This is a genomic window from Veillonella sp. ZSJB6, from assembly GCF_051549505.1.
Taxonomy (GTDB): Bacteria; Bacillota; Negativicutes; order Veillonellales; family Veillonellaceae; genus Veillonella.
Genome location: NZ_JBPUGE010000003.1, coordinates 1 through 15,767, shown reverse-complemented (window position 1 = coordinate 15,767; position 15,767 = coordinate 1). Strand labels below are relative to the sequence as shown.

Below are 15,767 nucleotides of genomic sequence, written 5' to 3'. Positions count from 1 at the left end.
AGTAAATAACTACTAGAATTTTTGAGTGTAGCTTAATTGATAGTTGAATGGTTCATCCCAGTATTCCCAATCACCATTAGAGATAACATTGTGACGATTCAACAAGTTACGCGCATCGAGGCGTAAGGAAGAGTTTTCATTAAATTGATACCCTACATAGGCATTCCAAGCTACAAGATTTGGATTGGTACCGCCATCGCGGTTCTTCATCCGTTTTGTAACAAAGTTGATGCTAGTGCCGGCAGTCCAAGTCGAGCTGTTATAGTGAAGGCCCCCTGTAAACTGCAATTTAGGGTTAGCTTGTTTCCAATAGGTTTTATCGATTTCCCGTTGTTTAGGGTTGGAGTACGATGCACCAACAGTCATTTTCAAATGATCCGTTAATTTGCGGCCATACTGAGCTTCAATGCCCACATTTCTATAACGGCCACCATTTACACGGATTGTATTCTTACCGTTGCTATCTGGCTTCCAAGAGAAGAAGTTCTTAAAGTCCATATAGAATGCGGCTACCTTCCAACTATCCTTGTCGGTAATATGCTTGTAGCCCAATTCATAGTTCCAACCTTCTTCAGGTTTCAAGTTACGTCCACTAACAGAGGCATAGCCTTTGTTGATTTTCTTGAAAGTATCACTAAGGTTCGGCATTCTAAATGCTTTGCCAACATTCATATACATGGACGATTCCTTGTTGATGCGATGTTGCAATTGGAACTGCGGCGTCAATACCTTTTGATTTCTCACAGGATCCTTAATATCGGAATAACGCAAACCTAAAATACCAGTCCATTTTGGATTAAATTGACGGGAATAGGTACCATAAAAGGCCAAGCTATTGCGATGTGGGTTGCCATAGTACGGACCAGCAGTAGTCTTATAGGTTTCACGTTTACCAAGAATACCGGCAATTAAGTAATCTTTACCATCCCGGAAATCCCATTCATGTTGCACATCAAAACCATATTGGCGTGCAATATAGTTGTTATCGCTCACAGTATATACTTTTTTACTGTGTACGCGACTTTTACCATACAAATCTCTATCATTATAGAATAGTGTACCTGTCGTATTACGATCCTTATAGATTAAGGACACGTTATTTTTTGTATCATGATAAGCATATGTTGTAGAGTGGAGCTTTTGCTTGATAGGATTTGTTTCCGTACTCAACTGTGCAAAGGAGGAGTTACCTTCAAAACGGCTATAGTTCAAGGTCAACTTATCGTTCAATTTACCGCTCATAAATACACCTAAGGAGTTGCCCTTATCACGAGCTGTGTAATATTCATAGCCTCTAGCATAGCCGCCAATATCTGAGCGAATAGGTGTTTCTGGGTCTTGAGCACCAAAGAAGTTACGTTCCACACCAATTAAGAATCGCGGTGTACCATAGCTGAGTTTATAGGTTTGGCTCCCCATGTTACCAAAGCCTACCGTAGCTGAACCGCCTTCTTTAGTTGGGGTTTTCGTAATGACATTAATAACACCGCTCATCGCATCAGAGCCATATAGAGCAGATGCGGCGCCTTTAAGCACCTCAACGCGCTCAATGGATCCTGTTGGAATCGAGCTGAGGCCCCCCTTACCATTAAGGTTCATAGGCACACCATTTACGAGGACTAAAGAACCCCGTTCAAGGCCACGAATATTTACACGGCTATCCATAGCACCATACTCAAGGCCCGATGCACCATAGGAGAAGGAGGTCACACCAGGTACCATATTCACCGCATCAAAGGCATTTTTAGCACCGCTATTGACCAAGTCCTTTTGGGTAATAACATCCATCGCTGCTGGCGTATCCAAATCAAGCAATGCCATGCGATTCGCAGTTACGTTAATAGTATGGGTTTCAGTAGCTCCACTAGCTTCAGTAGCCGCCGTTACACCTGTGCGATCTGGTGTCGCAGAAACTTCTGCTGCATATCCATTCACGGATAAGCCCATCAATGCCACCCCAACAAGTATAGAAGTACGTCTCTTACTTTGTGTTTTCATAACCAATACCTCACTTATACACATATACTTTCATATAAACCACATAATTGTATTATTACACATTTATTTAGGCCACACAAAACCTATACCCCCTACCACTACTATGTTTCTAGCAGGTCTATCCTAAATAAATATTAGAATTTTTGTGTATAGCTTAATTCGTAGTTAAATGGTGCATCCCAGTATTCATAGTCACCATTGGATACTACATTATGACGGTTCAAGAGGTTGCGTGCATCAAGGCGCAATGTAGCGTCTTTGTTGAAGTGATACCCTACATAAGCATTCCATTGAACAATGTTAGGATTCAATCCACCATCGCGATTGCGCAAACGTTTTGTTACAAAGTTCAAGGATGTACCAGCATCCCATGTGGTGCTTTTATAATGGATGCCTGTTGTAAACTGCAACTTAGGAGCCGCTTGTTTCCAGTAATTTTGATTCATTTCCTTTTGTTTTGGATTAGAGTAAGAACCGCTAACACTCATTTTGATGCGATTAGATAAGCGTCTATTGTACTCTGCTTCAATACCAACATTGTGGAATTTACCGCCGTTTACGCGTACCGTTGGACGGCCATTGGCATCAGGCTGCCATTGGAAGAAATTCTTGAAGTCCATATAGAATACATCTACCTTCCAGCTATCCTTCTTATTCATACGTTTATAGCCTAGTTCATAGTTCCAACCCTCTTCAGGTTTAAGATTTTTGCCACTTACCGCTGTATATTGGCGGTTCACACTGCGAAATGCATCACTCAAGCTAGGCATTGTGTATGCTTTACCAATATTCAAATACATGGAAGAGTCTTTATTGATGGTATGCAACACTTGGAATTGAGGTGTTAGCACATGTTGGTCCTTAATAGGATCACTAATAGCGGTATAACGCAACCCTAAAATGGCAGTCCATTTTGGATTAATTTCCCGGGAATAGCTGCTATACACCGCATAGGTATTACGATGAGGACGTGTATACACAGGGGCCTGTGTAGCGCGATAGGTTTCTTGTTTACCTGTAATACCAGCAATCAAGTAATCCTTACCACCTCTAAAGTCCCATTCGTGCTGTACATCCATACCATATTGACGGGCTACATAACTAGTATCTGTCGGTTTGAACTGTTTGGCACTATGAACGCGGCTTTCACCACGCATAGTACGGTCATTATAGAACAAGATGCCTGTCGTATTATCATCCTTGTAAATCAAGGATACGTTGTTGCGGTCATCCTTGTAATTATAGGTCGTAGAATGACGGGCCTGTCTCATAGGATTTGTTTCTGTACTAATCAAGCCAAAGGATGAACGGCTTTCGGCGCGATTATAATTTAAGGTTACCTTATCTGAAAGCTTGCCACTCATAAACACACCTAAGGAGTTACCCTTATTGCGCGTAGTGTAGTAGTCGTAGCCCTTACGACCTGTATAGTCATATCGCACCGGTGTGGATGGATCTTGAGCCCCCCAATATTTTCTATCGATGCCAAAGAGGAATCGATCAGTACCATAGGAAAGGTCAAATCGCTTAGAGCCTCGATTTCCTACAGCTACCGTAGCAGAACCGCCTTCTTTGGAAGGCGTCTTTGTAATGATATTTATGACACCACCTAAAGCTTCTGCTCCATACAAGGTAGACGATGCGCCCTTAACGACCTCAATGCGCTCAATTGCACTCGTAGGAATAGCACCAATTCCACTTTTACCATTTAGATTCATAGGTATACCATTTACGAGAACTAGTGCACCACGATCTAGGCCACGAATATTCGTACGGCTATCCATACCGCCGAAATCTGCACCAGACGCACTAAAGGAGTTGATAGTTACACCTGGTACATTAGATACCGCATCAAAGGCTGTTTTAGCACCACTATTTTGTATATCCTCTTGGGTAATAACAGAAGTTGATACCGGTGTATCTAAATCTAAGAGAGCTGTGCGGTTGGCTGTAACATTAATGGTAACTTCTTCTTCATTATTGTTTGGTGTTACATCGGCAGCATACCCGTTACTTGACATAGCAGTTAATGCCATGAGCACTGCTACATATACTTGTTTATTTATTCGTTTCATCATCCACGCCTCTTTTTATCAGTTATTCCATATGATATATAATGTTCAATCGTCCATTCGGTAATGTTTGTACCGTGGCGGACACGCCGTATATATGGCGAATTGTATCCTCTGTTAACACTTCATGAGGAGTACCTGTACATACTACAGAACCGTCTTTAAGAGCAATGAGGCGGTCACAATAGATAGCTGCTAAGTTTAAATCATGAATAGCGGCCACCACTGTTGCATCAAGGCGTTTTACAATCGTCATCAGCTCGAGCTGATACTTAATATCTAGGTGGTTTGTAGGCTCATCTAGTACAAGGCATTCTGTGCGTTGTGCTAAAGCACGCGCCAAGATAACGCGCTGCTGCTCACCACCAGATAAGGTATTAAAATTGCGACTTTCAAAATCACTAAGGCCGACTTGAGCCAGCGCATGACGGGCAATTTCATAGTCATCAATTTGATCTCTATCGAGTAGCCCTTTATAAGGGGAACGGCCCATAAGGACCATTTCAAGAACGGAAAAATCAAAGTTAACCGTACTATGCTGGGCTACCACAGCCATTTTTAAAGCTGTGTCACGATGGCTTAAGGAACTCATTTCTGTACCATCAAAGAAAATTTTTCCATGATTAGGTTGCAGTACGCGGTATAAACATTTTAAAAATGTGCTTTTACCACTACCATTCGGCCCAATAATACCAACAAACTCCTTATCTCGTATATCTAAGGATATATCGTGGAGAATTTTTTTAGCTCCAAATGAAACTTGGATATTATCTGCTTGTATGTTCATTATTCCCCTCCAAATCCGTAGTTCTTACGTACCAACATGTACACAAAGGTTGGCGCACCGATGAGAGAAATGAGAATACCAATTGGTAATTCTGCATGAGGAATAATGCAACGACAGAGACCATCTGCAATAACGAGGAAGATACTACCTCCTAATGCACTGAATGGAATCAATGTCCAATGATTGGTCCCAATCGTCATGCGCACGAGGTGAGGAATTAAAAGGCCTACAAAGCCAATCATCCCCGCTGCGTACACTACAAAACCGATGATAAGAGAGCTAATAATCAAATACACTTGGCGATATCTATGCAAATCTCGACCTAAGGTAATAGCTACCTCATCACCGAGAAGCATCATGTTCAAAATTCTACTTTGAGACCAGAAGAATAGAATGCTCACAAGAACAACGATAGCAATGATAGGCAACATGTCCCATTTAGCACCTGCAAAGCTCCCCATCAACCAATAGGTAATAGTTTGGATGCCTTCCTTATCATCTGCTAAGTACACTACAAAGCTAGAGAAAGAACTACATACGGCACTTAATGCTAAGCCACCTAAGATTAATTTTACAGAATTAGGTCGGCCCCCCAGGTTGGAGATAAATAATACACCGAAGGAAATCGCCATAGCTCCAATAAAGGCCATAACACCTACGAAATTTTCTCCGAACATAACGCCTACACCAAACAGGATAGCTACCGTAGCACCGAGAGATGCACCAGACGAAATCCCCAAGATATATGGGTCCGCCAATGGATTTTTCACGATAGCTTGCATGATTACGCCAGACACGGCAAGGCCTGCGCCGATAATGGCAGCCATCAAGAGCCGCGGCATACGCAGTAACCATATAATAGTCTGATCTGGACTATTCATAGGATCATCAAGCGCTAAAGGACTAGAAAATTGATCTATTACAATATTGAAAATTTGAGAAAGTGAAAACTGTACTGTACCAACAGAAAGTCCCCATAGTATGGCTAATGCTAGCACCCCTATGAGGACAAATCCGCCAGCAGTATATCCAACACGTTTTAGCATACTGCTCCTTTATTAATGAATTAAATCGGGTACCCCTTGAGGGTAAAGATCTGGATATAACCCATGTGATACGATATCGATGCCATCGGATAATCGAATACCAGGACTATAGACGGCAAGGAGTGGCAAGAAATAAACTCGCTTATTACGCAATGCATTTACTCTTTGTAGGCCAGGATGTGTCAAAACATAGTTCATAATCGTATCCGCTTGGCTATATTCACCATCAGATACAATCAAGAATATAACGTCAGGATTTTCTTCCACCACATCCTCCATACTAATAGATGGCGTATCTGTATCAATTACATTGGCATGCAAGGAATCCCCTATATTACCAGCTAATGTCTTATGTCCATACAAGCGGAACTGCTTACCTTCAACCTCGACAAACAATGCTTTTGGTGTCTTTTCATGAGCCGTTTGAGCTACTGTATGTGCTACAGATTGCTCCATATCGTGAATCAGCTTTTCTGCCTCCATGTTGCGGTTAAAGATACGCCCTAAATCACGAATATATTGGTACTCCATATCCATGGTCAATGCAGATTGTGCCCCTAGAGAGGATTCTGCAATATACACATTTGCATTTCGTGCCTGCCAGAACGCAGGGGTTCGTAATCCTTTATTGGTGAAAGTAGATCGCCAACCAACTAGTAAATCGGGCTTCATCATCAATACGCTTTCTAAATTAGCATATTTCATATCCTTATAGGGAATTTTGTCATACGCTTCACGGTATTCTGATCGCACGTATTTACGATTTGGAATTCCCATACCCGCTACAATACGATCGCCTTCTCCAAGAGCAATGATAGTTTCAATGGAATTTTGCCACATCGCCACAACGCGCTCTGGTACTGCCGTATATGTACTTTCAAAAGGTTCCCCTCGGCGCACATAGGACTTGATTGTTACAGGCGGCTGTAGTTCGATATGCGTCGGTGTAGACTGATGGTCCTCAACAGTCACCTGCTGAGGACCACAGCCTACGCATAGTAATAGACATAGTATTAATGCGCTAAATCTAATCATTAGAATTTATATTTCGCCCCAATCATGATGGAACGTGCTGGCATAGCCGCACTACCACGACCATTATAAGCACTATAGCTTGTTTCATATGCGCGGTTAAGAACATTGTTCACTACAATGTACGCAGTTAAATCTTTTGTTACATCATAGTTGAGGTTCCAATCCACAATTAAGAAACGTCTATGAGTAAATGCATAATCGCTATTGCCAGTGTACCAGTTAATTAACAAGCCAGAGTATAGGCGTTTGTTATCATAGGAAATATTCAATGCATAGTGGTTTTGTGGACGCAAGCTGTTAATAGCCACGTTAATATCATCGCTATTGCTATAACCCCAGTTTGGATCGAGAACCCAGCCACCTTTAGACATCCATTTGTCCTTCATATGAGAGTAAGATGCACTCATTGTTACATGTTTATTCAATTTATGATCCACTGTAATGTTGAAAGATTGTTTGTTTTCTTTAGCATTAACTGCTGTTTTTTCAAAATCACCAGATGTGCTATTCCAGATTGGCAATGTAGCAATAGCGTTTTTCATGCGTGTGTAATCATAGTGAACAGCAACAGTTGTGTTGTTATCTTTACCAAATGTGTGTTGTACGCCCCAAGTGAAAGCATCGCCTTTTTCGTCATCTAATGGTGTATTGTATACGCCGTCAACTGCACTATAGTCACCTGTTTTAAGTGGTCTCATGATACGTGTCCAGCCAGCATACATGCTAGTTTTTTTGTTAAGTTTAAACTGGCCATGTAAGCTAGGTGTTAATGCACTTACACTACCTTTACCTTGGGAATCGCCACTACCACTACCTTCAATACTACTATAATGTACATAGCGCAATGCTGGTGTTAACTCCACATTGTTACCAATATAGATTTTATCTTGCAAATACGCATACAACGTATTACGGCGAATATCAGAAGATGTTACACTACCATTGCTTTTAATAGAACGAGAATTTAATTGAGAACGACTGTAATCGATATTGGCGATGATATCATGCTTATCAAGTTGACGTGTCCATTGAAGCTCAATCCCATTTTTAGTCTCTTTATACCAACTATTTGGACTACCAGCCATACCACCTGTATCAGCAATCCATTGACGCAATGCATCACGACGATCTGGGAATGGTGCTAGATTAGCATCTACCCAAGCATTAAATTGCTCAACAGTAGCACCATTAGGGAATGCTGCCGCATAAGCTGCACGAGCTTCAGCTTTAGTACCACGATACCAAGAGAATGTGTCACGACCCTCATAACGATGATCTAAACGATACAATCGCACAAAGCTTTCTAGTTGACCTTGTTTATCGAAGGTATATTTTAAATCAGTGTCCAAGTTTTTGAACTTACTATAAGAACCATAATTGCCGTCTAGGGCAAATAAGTTATGATACCCAGGATTTTTAGTGTCACCATATAAAGTTGGTGCGTAACCTTGAGGATTGTTAGCCGTTACATACTTAGGGTCTGTAATCAATTTGTTATTAGCATCAAATTGACCAATAGTTGCATTGGAAATGATACGGCGCCAATCTTCTTGGTTCCAATATTTACGGCTTGGCGTAGAAATTGGATACCCATCATGACCTTTTTTATAGTTCATGGAGAACTGTAAGCTTTGTTTCTTATTGAACTCATGGTCAATACGCGCATTAAAGCCTTCTTCGCGCCATTTAGAACCTGTAAGAGTTGCTACTTCACCAGTATCTCCATCTTTATATTTTGTATCTTGAGACATAGTACGTGTAGCTGTCACAAAATAACCAGTGGACGCATTTTTGCCTGCCGCACCTTGTACAGTCAAATTGTAGCTATGTTTATTCCAGCTGCCTGTTGCCAAATCAACGGAACCACTGAAATCGCCTTTACCACGGCGTGTAATGATGTTGATTACACCACCTGTAGCATCAGAACCATATTGAGAAGCACCTGGGCCTTTGATAACTTCAATTTTATCAACCGCATCCATATTAGTAACTTCATCAATATTTACACCTGTAGATTTAGAGCCTCTTTCAGAGCTATCGCCTAAACGACCAGATGTAATATTATCTACACGACGGCCATCAACCAATACAACTACGCGGGAATCGCCATTGATGGAAACGCCATTGTTGTAAAATTGGTAGCCGTACTCGCCACCACGGTAACCAGGGTTTTGGAATGTAACGCCTGGTACGCGTTTGATTGCTTCTGTTACATCGCGATAATGACGCTTTTCAATCTCTTCACGAGTGATAACCTTTACGTCACCACCCGTACGATAATAGGATTGTTCCGTAATGGTATTGCCATACTCATCCTTTGCCGCATCAGCTTTAACACTAATGTTATGAACCTCATATCCCTTAAAGTTCTCATCATACGCATATGCTTGATACGTACCAAGTACTAATGTTGCAACAATCGCTGCAGATAAAAGACGACGACTTTTCATATTCCCTCCACACACAATAAAATATAATAACCCTAACCTCTATATATGCCACTTATGTACTCTCAAGAATTATGCCTACACACACATACATAATTCATACACTATGGATCTGGAGATTAGTTATAACCATAATCTACATTAATCGTAATCGTAACTGGTCCACCTGTTGTATTTTCTATACCACCAGAACCTGCTACGAGGCTCGCAGCAGCATTATCAAGAATGCTAGAACCACTACTGCTAATCATATCAGCACCAGAAAAATTACCTTCGCTATCAAAGGTAACATTAAAGGAAACTGTACCACTAAGCCCTCGGCGCACCGCTTGTTGAGGCATTACTTTATTCGCATTGACACGGCCAATATAACCGGAGCTATCATAGGAGCCACCAGGGCTATTCTCTACACCTGGCCCAGGTGGCCCATCATTAGAGCCAGGGCCCTCAGTAGAATTTCCGTTATTACCAGTTGGTCCATTATTAAGACCTGGCACATTACTACTACCTGAATTACCTACAGAATCATTAGTATTGCCATTTAGGTTTACCGATGCAGTTTCATTGCCACCTAAGTAAGGGTTTAGATTTTTTAATCCCTCTGTAGGTTTTCCCGATAAATCAGGTAACACACTGCCGGCCTTACCTCCGCCAGCAACAGGCTTGTCATCAGGTTGAATCTTTAGTTTCTCGGGTTCCTTCTTCTCTTCAGGAGGTTCTTGTTGCCCCATGTCTAGGTTGATAACCAAGTCCTTTTTCGGGGTTTCCGGCGGCTTCAAATGGCCGAACCAATTTCCTACAACACCCCAATAGGCAAGGTTTAATACCAGTGCAGCTACGAAAGGGATTCCATATCGTTTATTTATCATAGAATCACTTCCGTTCTGTAGCTACGCTAACAAACCGAGCACCACTCATTTTAAGATTATCTAAAATATTGATAACGTCCTTATACGCAATATCCTCAGAGGCACGTACAATAAATGCCTGTTGTGGTTCCTTTGCAACAATACCTTGAATTTCAGAACCCAATTGATCTGGTACAATTTCACGGTCATTCAAATACATCTTATGTGTCGCCGTTAATGAAATTGTGATTGGCTCAATCGTCTTAGCGGAAGACGAAGAAGCCTTCGGTAAGTTGAGCGGAATTTGCTCTTCTGTATTCATGTACAACGTACTCATCATGAAAAATACAAGCAAGAAGAAAACGATATCAATCATAGGTATAATCATGATGGTAGGTTCTTTTTGTATGCCTACTGAACTACGTTTCATCGTTGACTCCTAATATATAAATCCATGATAGAACCTAATTTTTGTTCCAATTTTGCAATATCATAATTTACTTTACTTGTGCACCAGCTATGGAATGCTAATGCTACGATGGCTACTGAAAGCCCTGTTGCTGTAGCAATCAACGCTTCGGAGACACCGCCTGTAATAACAGTAGGCGCACCAATGTCGCCACCAACAGCTGCGAAGGAACGAATCATACCCACTACAGTACCCAATAGACCAAGTAATGGAGCCATAGTTACCATCATGCTAAGCCAGTTAAGACCGCGTTTTAAACGTTCGTCCATATAACCTACTACGTCATGTAAACGGTTTTCTAAGCCTTCCACATTGTAAACAGAATCAACGATAGGCAAAATAAATTGACTCAATGCGTCATTGCTATTCTTTACAGCACTTTCAAGAGTAGCCCAGTTATTACTATTGCGACCAGCATCAATATTGTCAGATAATTGTTGTAGCTCACGATCAATTCTTCTATACATACGAATGCGTTCAAACAAAATAGTACATGCTGCTAGCATGAATAATACGAGTGGGTACATAACGACGCCACCAGCATGAAATAGGTGAATTGTATACTCCATCATAGCCTCCATAACAAATGTATAATCTTACATATAAGTAATAAAAGTGGTCATCTGTATTATTCGATTAACCACTATAAATATCATTATTCCACAAAGATTTTGCAAGTACAATAACCCTATACCCCCTACCGTTACCAGATTCTATAGTCTCTTTTTTCTAGTCTACTTCCTGTTTACCAATTATATACATTTATCCATTGTTAGTAGACACTTTTATGAGGTGGTAATATAAATACATAACAACAAATAAATATAAAAAGACAGATTATGTATCTTTATCTACATAATCTGTCTTATTTAGTAATTATCTCTATTTTTCTTTATATATTATGAATATAATATACCAAGTCATACTTATAATCCGCATAACTCTAACCCTATATCAAATGAATATTTATATATCACCATAAAATTATGAATATCAATTATATCTCTATGAACAATAATTATATTCTTACACTTATCACTAAATTTTATTCATATTACTCATCATATCAAAGGCTATGCTACCTCATTTACGCATAATCTTATCATCTTTCATATACCATTTGTGCCATAAAGTAAATGCCTCGCCCAATGTGATAGGTTTTAGCCAAGATGGATTCGTTAGCTAAAATGGCAACCTTTTCTCATCTGCAACTTATGATTTAAAGAATATTTATATTTCAGGTATACAGTAGAAAATATGTTACGTATACAGTAGAAAGTCTACAAAAGACTATAAAATAAAGCTATCATGTACATAAAGAAAAGACCGAGCCCATTTGAACTCGGTCTTGTATGCTACATTAAAACCAAACGATTAAATAATTCAACTATCTGTCGATGGATTTGCGGCCATGATCATTTGTGTTCGTATTCTTTGTAGCTTTAGCTGTATGTTTTGTTGTAGAAGCCTTGGTAACAGGTTTTACTTCTTTACCTTTAGCCGGTTTAGCTTTTTCTGCTTTTACAGGTTTAGCCTTTTCTTGCTTTACCTTTTTGGGTTTCTCTTGTTTTACCTTTACAGGGTTCTTAGCGTTAACAGCTGCACCTGCTGGTTTAACAAAGGCATTATTAAGGTTTGTCGCCACTTGTAATGCTACGTCAGAGTTTGGCGTAGATACGATGGATTGGCCAGCCACAGTTACAGTGCCACCGCTATAGGATGCAGAGCCTGGCGTAATTTGGTTGTTATGGTATAATCGTGCCAATTTACCAGCCATGTAATACGCCCGTTCTTCCCCTGTATAGCGGCCGCTACCTGCTGGGCTATAGATATTATCGCCATTGACGTAAACTGCGCCATTGGACACATTTACGTGATTTCCAGAGTATGTGTACATGCGGGAAATATTGTTATTTACACGATCAGACAATTTAGGGTGGTTGTTAGGTGCCACTACTTGTGAAAGCCCTTCACGATAGTGTTCCCCAACCTTGTTGCGCAATACCGCCATAGAACCAGCTGCACCGCCCACATTATATGGAGATTCGCTTAAAATCTTGAAGCCTAATTCATCAGCTGCTTTTTCTTGGCTCATTGTAAATACTTGATTAGACAAATAGTTGCCCGCTACGTTAGATAATAACGCGGCCCCTTCGCTACCCCCTGCTGCAATACCTACAGCTGTAGAAAGGCCGATTTGCTTTTTAGCACCATTGATAATGTCTTTATGCTCACCATGAGCAATTTCATGGGCCATTACATAGGCCAATTGATCATCATCAAGGGTATCCAAAGCACCTTTATTAACAGACATAACGCGACCAAGCGTTGCAAAGGCATTAAACTCTGTATCAGGGTTTGCATAGACAACGTAAGAACGTTTTACGCTAGGAGATGCCTCTAATGTTTTCAAGATGCGTTGTACACGCGCTTGCGCTGCACTATCGTTCAAGTAACCAGTTTTCTCCTTAGTACGCGCCAAGCTTTCTTGTTGGCCTTGTTCGGAGTTATCCATTTTATTTAATGCAGTAGATACATACGCCATAGCAACAGCGCCACCAGCCAATGTTTGTACTGCACTAGATGCAGCATTCACAGGTGCTGTTTGCATAATAGCAGGCGCCATTGTCGCTGCCATAGCTACAGATAACGTAGCTGCTGTAAGTTTCTTGTTCATTCTCTCAACCTCTCGAATTGATTAACCATATAGTAATAAAACAAATTATCACACTAGATTTACACACTATGTATATAGTATTTCTTCATGGTAAATATAGAATGAATAATGGAACAATCATTCATCTATAACAAATGAGTCAAGTATTCCAAATTATTCATCAGATGGTACTGGTTTGGCTGAAAGTATAACCGCTTCTTTACCGTCTTTAGAAACGGCGCCGCCATGTGTATAGCCTACTACATCAAATCCCGCCTCTGCACACTGTTCAGCGATGCTTTCATAATTTTCATTCTTACCACGTGTACACGTAGAAAGATGAACCGTAGTAACACCTTTTTTCTTGAAAGACTCGATTTTCTTAGCTAGATCACCACCACTGTGCGTGAAACCTACTAACTCAATATCCTCATCAGCATAACGCTCAAAGGAATCAGCTTTATTCATAAATGCTTTTAAACAACCGCCGCAAGAACAGCGCTGCATAGTATCCTCATTGACGAGGACCGCAATCTTTTTAGACATAAGACCTCCTATTAAATATAGTATAAACCTTAGTATACCATAGCCATAAGGAAAAAACGTATCTTGAAGCACGTTGATTCATGCTAATTATATATAAGTTTAAGTAAAAAACTTAAAACGTATAAAGCTTATTACCCCCTTTATACCTCATAAATAAATCTAGTAAAGATAGTATTATTGAAATCCCAACGTTTAATTTATAACAATAAATGATACAACTTGATTTCTTCTTTTCATAGACCTTGAAAGATACTTAACGACCATGAGATTTGAATAGTGATTACAAGAGTAAAATAATCTACTCATTACATCTTTGAGCTACAAAATACAACATTTTTATCTATATAGTTAAGGTAAGAATTTACAGTATATAAAACTATTTAAAATTGAAGATTGATAGCATATATGCTATCATTAAAGAAAGAAGGATTGGGATGGAGAAACCTAAGTTTATATCTTATACTAGGCCAAATGGTCATAACGAATTTGAAGAGTTTTATAACTCACTCCCTACTAAAGATAGAAATAAGTTACGTGCCACTATTGATATGATTGAGGAAGCAGGTATACATCCAGCAATACAACTTGAATGGGTAAAAAAATTGGATTCTGAAATATACGAGATACGATCAAAAATATCTTCGAACATTCAAAGAGCCTTATATTTTCACATTAGAAATAATCAATATATAATTACACATGGATTTACTAAGAAAACCCAAAAAACACCGACGAAAGAAATAATAAAAGCTAAACAGATAAAACAAGAATTTGAGGAGGAATATTATGCCACTAAAAACTTTAGATAAGATATTTGAAAAAGATATAAATAATCCAGCCTTAACAGAAAGCTATTTAGAAGAGAAAGCTAAATTAGAAAATGCATTAGCCGTTCTAAAAGCACGAGAGGCTGCAGGACTAACACAACGTGATTTAGCGAAAAAATCTGGAGTTCCACAGTCTACAATCGCCCGTATAGAAAAAGGTGCCAATACAAGTTTAAGTACTATGTGTAAAATTGCATTTGCCTTAGATAAACAAGTGAAGATTAGTTTAGTATAAAAGAACCCCTATGAGTAACGATAATGTGGCTTATAGGGGGTTTATATTTAAAATAGGTTACATAATTTAAAGTAACTCAACGGCTTTACGGTTCGATACCATTGGTACTACGCACCGCGGTATCGGTTTGATATAGTTTATATCTACCACTAGCCGCAGCTTCCTATCAATCCTCACTGTGGATTTCCCTTCCCTGCTTCGCAGCTTGGTAAATCTTACGTTCGGAAGAAAGCGATGCAGTGAATCTGTCGTCGTTTCACTCCTCCATCTTCTACTGCCCTGCTTTTCCCAATGCCGTCCTATACGGACACGTACATAGATACAACCTCTACAACCTTGGCTGGAGGCGTCTCTAGCAGGGTTAGCTAGTCGAAGACTAGCAAAAAGAAAAAGGCCTACCTTTAGGTAGACCTTTTTCTTTTCGTTAATCAGCGGCTTCCTATCCTCCCAGGCCGTCTCCAGCCAAGTACTTTCGGCGTTTATGAGCTTAACTACTGTGTTCGAGATGGGAACAGGTGGATCCTCATAGCCATCGCCACTGAATCTGTCAGAGTTTGTACTCTGAAAACCACATAGAAGTATATATATTTGTTGCACTAGAAATTCTAGACTAATTTGTTTTCGTCGTCAGCTGTGGATTTTGTTTCACAAAATCTTACGCTGCGACATAAGCGATTACGCGCAATGTATGCGTCGCAATGCTCCTTTACATTGGCTACACTGCTTAAGTAAAGCCCTCGATCTATTAGTACCAGTCAGCTCCAAACCTCACGGCTCTTCCACACCTGGCCTATCAACCAT

13 protein-coding genes and 1 rRNA gene are annotated in these 15,767 nt (G+C 40.1%); 2 read left to right on the top strand and 12 right to left on the bottom strand.

The window, feature by feature from the left end; genetic code table 11:
- Nucleotides 1-12: 12 nt before the first annotated feature.
- From ACSV5T_RS04565 to ACSV5T_RS04515, 11 genes are all read right to left on the bottom strand, one after another.
- On the bottom strand, nt 13-1,998 hold the full coding sequence (locus ACSV5T_RS04565) for a TonB-dependent receptor plug domain-containing protein (protein ID WP_438320390.1): 1,986 nt from the start codon (nt 1,996-1,998) through the stop codon (nt 13-15).
- Nucleotides 1,999-2,132: 134 nt separating this feature from the next.
- Nucleotides 2,133-4,076, bottom strand: coding sequence for a TonB-dependent receptor plug domain-containing protein (locus tag ACSV5T_RS04560; protein WP_438320389.1), 1,944 nt, complete (start codon nt 4,074-4,076; stop codon nt 2,133-2,135).
- Between the two features lie 19 nt (nt 4,077-4,095).
- Entirely contained in the window at nt 4,096-4,857 is a 762-nt protein-coding gene (locus ACSV5T_RS04555) for a heme ABC transporter ATP-binding protein (protein WP_024065112.1), read from the bottom strand.
- Nucleotides 4,857-5,903: a FecCD family ABC transporter permease gene (locus ACSV5T_RS04550; protein ID WP_303884112.1), complete on the bottom strand. Its 1,047-nt coding sequence runs from the start codon at nt 5,901-5,903 to the stop codon at nt 4,857-4,859. The genes ACSV5T_RS04555 and ACSV5T_RS04550 overlap by 1 nt, the downstream gene beginning before the upstream one ends.
- 12 nt (nt 5,904-5,915) lie before the next feature.
- Nucleotides 5,916-6,938, bottom strand: a complete 1,023-nt coding sequence (locus tag ACSV5T_RS04545) for an ABC transporter substrate-binding protein (protein WP_024065115.1) — start codon at nt 6,936-6,938, stop codon at nt 5,916-5,918.
- Entirely contained in the window at nt 6,938-9,388 is a 2,451-nt protein-coding gene (locus tag ACSV5T_RS04540; protein ID WP_438320388.1) for a TonB-dependent receptor plug domain-containing protein, read from the bottom strand. The genes ACSV5T_RS04545 and ACSV5T_RS04540 overlap by 1 nt, the downstream gene beginning before the upstream one ends.
- Before the next feature lie 116 nt (nt 9,389-9,504).
- Complete coding sequence (locus ACSV5T_RS04535; protein WP_438320387.1) at nt 9,505-10,254, bottom strand: TonB family protein; 750 nt, start codon at nt 10,252-10,254, stop codon at nt 9,505-9,507.
- Between the two features lie 4 nt (nt 10,255-10,258).
- Nucleotides 10,259-10,663: an ExbD/TolR family protein gene (locus ACSV5T_RS04530; RefSeq protein WP_129823490.1), complete on the bottom strand. Its 405-nt coding sequence runs from the start codon at nt 10,661-10,663 to the stop codon at nt 10,259-10,261.
- Nucleotides 10,660-11,271 carry a MotA/TolQ/ExbB proton channel family protein gene (locus ACSV5T_RS04525; RefSeq protein WP_129823664.1) on the bottom strand — a complete coding sequence of 204 codons (612 nt, stop codon included), beginning with the start codon at nt 11,269-11,271 and terminating at the stop codon, nt 10,660-10,662. Before ACSV5T_RS04525 ends, ACSV5T_RS04530 begins: the two co-directional genes overlap by 4 nt.
- 818 nt (nt 11,272-12,089) lie before the next feature.
- Nucleotides 12,090-13,379 carry a M48 family metallopeptidase gene (locus tag ACSV5T_RS04520; RefSeq protein ID WP_227283735.1) on the bottom strand — a complete coding sequence of 430 codons (1,290 nt, stop codon included), beginning with the start codon at nt 13,377-13,379 and terminating at the stop codon, nt 12,090-12,092.
- Nucleotides 13,380-13,532: 153 nt separating this feature from the next.
- Complete coding sequence (locus tag ACSV5T_RS04515; RefSeq protein ID WP_287514636.1) at nt 13,533-13,904, bottom strand: CGGC domain-containing protein; 372 nt, start codon at nt 13,902-13,904, stop codon at nt 13,533-13,535.
- 434 nt (nt 13,905-14,338) lie between these two features.
- Here ACSV5T_RS04515 and ACSV5T_RS04510 point away from each other — a divergent pair, with 434 nt between their 5' ends.
- Nucleotides 14,339-14,713, top strand: a complete 375-nt coding sequence (locus tag ACSV5T_RS04510) for a type II toxin-antitoxin system RelE/ParE family toxin (protein ID WP_438320386.1) — start codon at nt 14,339-14,341, stop codon at nt 14,711-14,713.
- On the top strand, nt 14,691-14,966 hold the full coding sequence (locus tag ACSV5T_RS04505; RefSeq protein ID WP_129823486.1) for a helix-turn-helix domain-containing protein: 276 nt from the start codon (nt 14,691-14,693) through the stop codon (nt 14,964-14,966). Before ACSV5T_RS04510 ends, ACSV5T_RS04505 begins: the two co-directional genes overlap by 23 nt.
- Before the next feature lie 426 nt (nt 14,967-15,392).
- On the opposite strand, the gene rrf is transcribed toward ACSV5T_RS04505, so the two are convergent.
- A 5S ribosomal RNA gene (rrf, locus tag ACSV5T_RS04500) occupies nt 15,393-15,509 on the bottom strand.
- Between the last annotated feature and the right edge of the window lie 258 nt (nt 15,510-15,767).